The organism is Candidatus Hydrogenedens sp., from assembly GCA_035378955.1.
Classification (GTDB): Bacteria; Hydrogenedentota; Hydrogenedentia; order Hydrogenedentales; family Hydrogenedentaceae; genus Hydrogenedens.
The window spans coordinates 138,498-144,520 of sequence record DAOSUS010000001.1; the positions used below are offsets into that span (position 1 = coordinate 138,498).

Annotated in this window: 5 protein-coding genes; 3 read left to right on the top strand and 2 right to left on the bottom strand. The window is 38.8% G+C overall.

The annotated features are described in order from the left end of the window. Window positions 1-2: 2 nt before the first annotated feature. Window positions 3-524 (bottom strand): hypothetical protein, encoded by a 522-nt coding sequence (locus PLA12_00555; GenBank protein HOQ30979.1) that lies wholly within the window; start codon window positions 522-524, stop codon window positions 3-5. A gap of 289 nt (window positions 525-813) precedes the next feature. Between PLA12_00555 and pepF the strand changes: the two genes are divergently transcribed. Genes pepF through murG form a run of 3 tightly spaced genes read left to right on the top strand, consistent with a single transcriptional unit; the run spans window position 814 to window position 5,411 of the window. Further along, complete coding sequence (pepF, locus tag PLA12_00560; GenBank protein ID HOQ30980.1) at window positions 814-2,631, top strand: oligoendopeptidase F; 1,818 nt, start codon at window positions 814-816, stop codon at window positions 2,629-2,631. 40 nt (window positions 2,632-2,671) lie between these two features. After that, entirely contained in the window at window positions 2,672-4,237 is a 1,566-nt protein-coding gene (locus PLA12_00565) for a DUF2961 domain-containing protein (protein HOQ30981.1), read from the top strand. Window positions 4,238-4,295: 58 nt separating this feature from the next. Further along, entirely contained in the window at window positions 4,296-5,411 is a 1,116-nt protein-coding gene (murG, locus tag PLA12_00570) for an undecaprenyldiphospho-muramoylpentapeptide beta-N-acetylglucosaminyltransferase (protein HOQ30982.1), read from the top strand. A 265-nt stretch (window positions 5,412-5,676) separates the two neighbouring features. Here the strand turns inward: murG and PLA12_00575 are convergent, their stop codons facing one another. Further along, complete coding sequence (locus tag PLA12_00575; protein HOQ30983.1) at window positions 5,677-5,871, bottom strand: hypothetical protein; 195 nt, start codon at window positions 5,869-5,871, stop codon at window positions 5,677-5,679. Window positions 5,872-6,023 lie beyond the last annotated feature (152 nt).

Consider the following 6,023-nt stretch of genomic DNA (forward strand, 5'->3'; position numbering starts at 1 on the left):
TTTTAATTGCTCTTAATTTTCTGTCCTTTCTCACCATTCCACACACCCGCAGGACCTAAAGAATACCGATAAGTCTCCCGCCCTTCTATTCCCGCAGGTATATCGGCTGTCGATTCCTGTGCTTCAGCACGGGTCGGTTTAGACGCACTTCGATAAATGCTATATGCATACTCTATAGTAGCCGTATAAGACTGACCACTTTCCCCCGAATGGCTAACAGGCTTTGCATCTATGGGATAATATTGCGTGTATACCTTCACCTCTTTATAATATTCACCCCTTGCTCCCTTTTGCTCAAACTTAACTTCACCATGACGATTTTCGAGATTGAGCCGTTGCAATTCCGTAGCACCGATTTCGCCCAAACGCTGAAATACCTTATCCGTTTCACTGACATACCCTTCCGGTTTTTCTCGCAATCCAAAATCTGAAAGGACCTTATTCACAACACCCCCTTCAGGTCCTGACTGACAGGAAGATAAAATAAGCAGTGTCATTAACACAAATCCAGTAACATATTTCATAACAATATCCTTTTCCTGATTATTGTTAAATTAACGATTTTTTCTCCATTAAGTATAACATGCATACAGCTGTTTTTGATAATACAACCATCCGCCGACACCCTGCCCCATAAAGTTTATTTGTGTTTCATTTGGGTTTTAATTTTATCTGCTTTTTTGCTTTGTTATAGAAGGTTTTTCTAATTAATTGAGCACTTCTTTTGTTTTTTATTCCCTTCATACCCTATCATATACATTTATTGTCTTCTTGCCTAACGATAATACAGTTTGATTTTAAAGGAGAAACTTTATGTCCACTTCAAAAATAAAGAAGCTTCTTGTTCGTTCCGATGTTCCTATAGAGTTTACCTGGGATTTATCGCCGGTATTTCCTAATGAAGCGGCATGGGAAAAGGCTTATCAAAATTTAGAGGAAGAGATACCTAAATTTTCTCAATTCCGTAAGAAACTTGCACAATCCCCTGAAATACTCCGTTCCTGTCTTGAACTTGAAAGTAAAACAGGTCAGATACTTGAGAAATTAAGTGTATATGCCAACTTAAAAGTATGTGAGGATATAACCAATACGAAATTTTTAGCCCTTGCAGGACGAGTTCAATATTTAAGCATGCTATTGGCTCAGGCGGTTAGTTTTATCGCACCGGAAATTCAATCCATACCCGATAAGAAATTTCAGGAGTTTTTATCAAGCAAAGAATTGGAAAAATATCGCTTTTCATTGGAAAATCTGAGAAGGTTTAAACCTCATGTCCTTTCTGAAAAAGAAGAGTATCTCCTTGCATTACATACGGAAAGTGCAGGAGGTGCCGGAAAGATATTTGAGCAGTTGAATGATGCGGATTTGAAGTTCGGCACCATTACTGATGACAAAGGGAATAAAGTGGAATTGACTCATGGGAATTTCCGTGTCTTTTTGGAAAATAGAAATAGAAACCTTCGCAAAAAGGCATTTTTCCAATACTATAAAGTCTATGAAGAGCATGCAAATACAATGTCCGCTTCTTTATCTGCATCCGTTCTGGAAGATGTTTTCCATGCACGAGCAAGGAAATACCCTTCGGTTTTGGAAAGTGCTCTTTTTGAGGAGAATATACCGGCTTCGGTATATCATAACTTGCTAAATGCAGTGAAGGAGAACATTTCTCCTTTGGTTGAATATTTGGAATTGAGGAAACAGGTGCTGAAAATTAAGGATATCCATGCCTATGACCTGTTTGTCCCTCTTGTTGATAGGAAACAGAGAAAACGGAACTATGAGGAAGCCGTTAAGGATATCTCATCCGCATTAGCCCCCTTAGGTAAAGAATATACGCAAACACTGGAAGAAGGCTTGCTAAAAAAACGATGGGTAGACCGATATGAAAATAAGGGGAAACGGAGTGGAGCATTTTCGTGGGGCTGTTATCGCTGTCCACCGTATATCCTGATGAACTATAAAGATGAGTTAGAGGACTCTGTGTTTACATTAGCCCATGAAGCAGGGCATTCTATGCATAGTTATTTCAGCGATAAAAAACAGCCATTCCATTATAGTCATTACACGATTTTTGTGGCAGAAGTGGCTTCCACAGTTAACGAGCAACTCCTTGTCCATTACTATCTGCAAAAATTACCTTCCAAAGAAGACCGTATCCGTTTAATCTGTCGCGAAATTGATGAAATACGAACAACATTAATCCGCCAAACCATGTTTGCTGAATTTGAATTAAAAATCCATACCCTTGCAGAACACGGAGAACCCTTAACACTGGATGTCTTCCGCAACGAGTACCGAAATTTATTAAATATTTATTTTGGAGGGGCTTTAACCATTGACCCGCAATTAGAATTGGAATGTTTTCGCATCCCTCATTTTTATCATGCTTTTTATGTTTATAAATATGCCACAGGCATCTCCTCCGCTATCGCCATAGCAAAAAAATTAATCGAAGGGGACAAAAAAACACAAAAGAACTATCTGGAATTTTTGAGTATGGGTGGGTCCAAATATCCGCTTGATGAACTCAAATCCGCAGGTGTTGATTTATCCACTCCTCAACCAATACAGACCGCTATGAACCATCTGGGTGAAAGAGTATCTCAACTAAAGGAACTTTTGTTAAAATAAATAGATAAATGAAATGGAACTTAAAGGTAAAGGGTAGATTATGAATGCTAAAAAATACACTCATCTTTTCTTATTATTCTCTTTTGTCGTAGCCATTTTGTTCTTAGAGAATAATACATTTGGGGATTTTTCGTTTGAAAGTCTTATTAAACCGCTTGCAGGGCAAAGTATGCGAAATAGTAGTTCTGCCGAGGACATTGAGAAGAATGGTGACGCTCGTCCCATCGAACCGAATCAGACTTTGGTATTGATGGATGAGGATGGTCCTGGAATGATTACCCATTTTTGGAATACCATTGCTACGGAAAATGTATTCTATCCTCGTAGTATCGTGTTAAGAATTTATTACGATGGTTTAGAAAAACCCAGTGTAGAGGCACCTATCGGTGATTTCTTCGGGTTAGGACTGGCAGGACATAAGGAATTTATATCTCAGGTTGTAGTTAATACATCGAGGGGTCGTGCTCGTGTTTGTTTCTGGCCTATGCCCTTCCAGAAACATGTAAAGGTAACTGTTACAAACGAATCAAATATCCGTGTGGGTTCTTTTTACTATTATATAGACTGGAAAAAACTCAACGAATGGACTCCGGATACCCCTTATTTTCATGCTCGTTATCGTCAGGAATATCCCGCCAAACCTGGTAATTATACCCTCCTTGAAACACAGGGAAAAGGGCATTATGTAGGCACGGTCTATTCTACCTTACAAATGGAAACAGGTTGGTTTGGTGAAGGGGACGACTTTTTTTATATTGACGGAGCCGAAATGCCCCAATTAAAAGGAACAGGAACAGAAGATTATTTTAACGATGCATGGGGTTTCCGCGAATTTTATGCTCCTTACTATGGTGTCCCTATATATGAAGGGGTTTTCGCTGGAGACCGTGTAAGTATCTATCGCTGGCATATTCCTGACCCGGTGCATTTTGAAAAAAGTTTGAAGGTTGTTATCGAACACAAAGGCAGTATCATGAATGAAAAAGCCCCCGTTACAAAGATGGACCTTGCAGGTTTCAAAGAACGGCAGGATTGGGTTAGTTCGGTAGCGTTCTGGTATCAAACGACGCCTACGACATGGGACGAACCTCTACCCCCGTCAGATAAACGAGTTCCACCGTATAAAGTACTTAAATTTGATAGTCTTGTTTATCGTGCCGACCCGGCTATTTTGACAGTTCCTACCGAATATTATCTTCTTTATATACCTCTAACTCCAAAAGCAAGTATTGAATTTGACTTTGAGATTCTGCAAAAAGGCACTTATCGTATTGATTCTTATATGATTTTTTCGCTTTTAAGTGGTGTATTTCAACCTTATATAGATGGGAAACCTTTTGGAGCACCTATTGATTTCTCGGCTCCAGGTTTCGACATTGCTCCTTTATATTTAGATATTCATGAACTTTCTGAAGGGATACATACCCTTCGCTTTGAAGGAGTGGAACAAACCCCGAAATATACACGAACAATGGCACCGAAAACCTATGGCTTGGGAATTGCAAACATTATGCTTTTGCGTCTTGAAGATATGGAAGGCTACCGTAGCGTCCTGAAACAGTTAGACCCGAATGCCTTCCCACAGGAAAAGAAAACAGAACCATAACATATCTATCACAGATTAAAAACAAGTTGATAAAACTTATATTATTCAGAGGTTTGGTATGAAAGTTATCATTACAGGTGGTGGAACAGGTGGGCATATCTTCCCTGCCCTTTCCATATTGGAAGAATTGCAACGGCGAGACCATCTCTTGCTGGTGCAATGGATAGGGAAAAAGGGGAATCTGGAAGAAAAAATCTGCCAGCAAAGAGGAATCCCATTTCGAAGTGTTCCTATTCGTGGCTGGCCTCGGAAAATAAGTATTTCACAGGGAATAACCGCTTCTTTATTAGCCATCTCAATGATCCGTTCCTTCCAGATATTACTTCGTTTTCAGCCTCAAATTGTAATTGGTGTCGGCGGATATGTTTCCTTTCCCATTCTGTATTCTGCTCAAATGCTAAACATACCCACAGTCTTGCACGAACAAAATTCCCGTTTAGGTATGGCAAATCGCATCCTCGCTAAGAAAGCACAAAAGGTGTTCCTAAGTTTCCCACTGGCGGAAAATCTCCCCGAAGAGATTTACCCTTCTGAGAAATTCTTAATTACAGGAAATCCTGTGCGACATGCGTTTTTATCTCCACCACCCCGTGAAGAAGTCTGTGCTAAATTAGGACTAAATCCTGAACGAAAAACTATCCTTGTGATGGGAGGAAGTCAGGGAGCCCATACAATCAACCTTGCTGTTTCCGATATGTTAAGCAAATTAGAGCCCGATGAATTTCAGATTATCTGGATAACCGGACACAACGATTATGAGAAATATAAAAACCTTTCTGCACAGTCAAAAGTCTCATTGAGTATTTATCCTTTTTCTGAGGATATGGCAGATATGATGTCCGTTTCTGATTTACTGGTGGCTCGTTCGGGTGCTTCCACATTAGCAGAAATTACCGTATTGGGCAAGCCTTCCATTCTGATACCTTTCCCTTTTGCTACGGATAACCATCAAGAATACAACGCTCGTTCCCTTGAAAATGTGGGAGCCGCAGAAGTTTTACTCGATAAAGATTGTTCCGCAGACACACTACTCCCCCGTATCCGTAAAATCTTGACCGACCCCATTCGTCTTAATAATATGTCCAACGCTGCAAAAAAATTAGCCCACCCCCTTGCCTCCGAAACCATCGCCGAGGAAATCATCAAACTCGTCTTCTCCTTCTCAAATAAATAACGCCATTTTCCTTTCCCCTTATCCCGCCTCACTTATTGTTATAAAATATAACCCTAAATATATTTGCTTTAAGGATTTTTTTACTTACCCAATAAAATTTTAACAGTCTTTCAAGTATATAAAATCATATCCAAATGTTTTCCTATATCCTCTCATACTATTTTAGGCGATAATTTTAAACAATTACCAATATAGACAAATGCTATTAAATACAAATCTTTTTGCTATGAAGGACAATGCTATGATTTTATACCCCGTTATTATTCTATCTAATACTATAGTAATACTCATCTTCATAATAAATTTCTTCTCTTAATTCTTCATGTCTTAAATAGAGCAACGAACTTTCATCTATTTTTGCATATTTTCCTTCTTTTGTTTGTTTTAAAAATGTTAACAATATCTTTTCTTCTTTTTCATCTAATTCTATTTCCCTTCTCTCTTTTTCCTTTTCTGCCATTGTTTTTGCTCCTTACTCGACAATTGAGATTTCTGAATAAAGGTTTAATTTTTTAAGGTGATTATATAATATATTCCACATGTAGGAAAGGAGATATAAATAGATATAGGAGGAAAGAGCATGGAGATTATGGAAGTAGCCAAGAAGGCAGC

Excerpts from the sequence above, each read along its gene's own strand:
- PLA12_00555 (HOQ30979.1), bottom strand. The coding sequence starts at position 524 with ATGAAATATGTTACTGGATTTGTGTTAATGACACTGCTTATTTTATCT.
- pepF (HOQ30980.1), top strand. The coding sequence starts at position 814 with ATGTCCACTTCAAAAATAAAGAAGCTTCTTGTTCGTTCCGATGTTCCT.
- PLA12_00565 (HOQ30981.1), top strand. The coding sequence starts at position 2,672 with ATGAATGCTAAAAAATACACTCATCTTTTCTTATTATTCTCTTTTGTC.
- murG (HOQ30982.1), top strand. The coding sequence starts at position 4,296 with ATGAAAGTTATCATTACAGGTGGTGGAACAGGTGGGCATATCTTCCCT.
- PLA12_00575 (HOQ30983.1), bottom strand. The coding sequence starts at position 5,871 with ATGGCAGAAAAGGAAAAAGAGAGAAGGGAAATAGAATTAGATGAAAAA.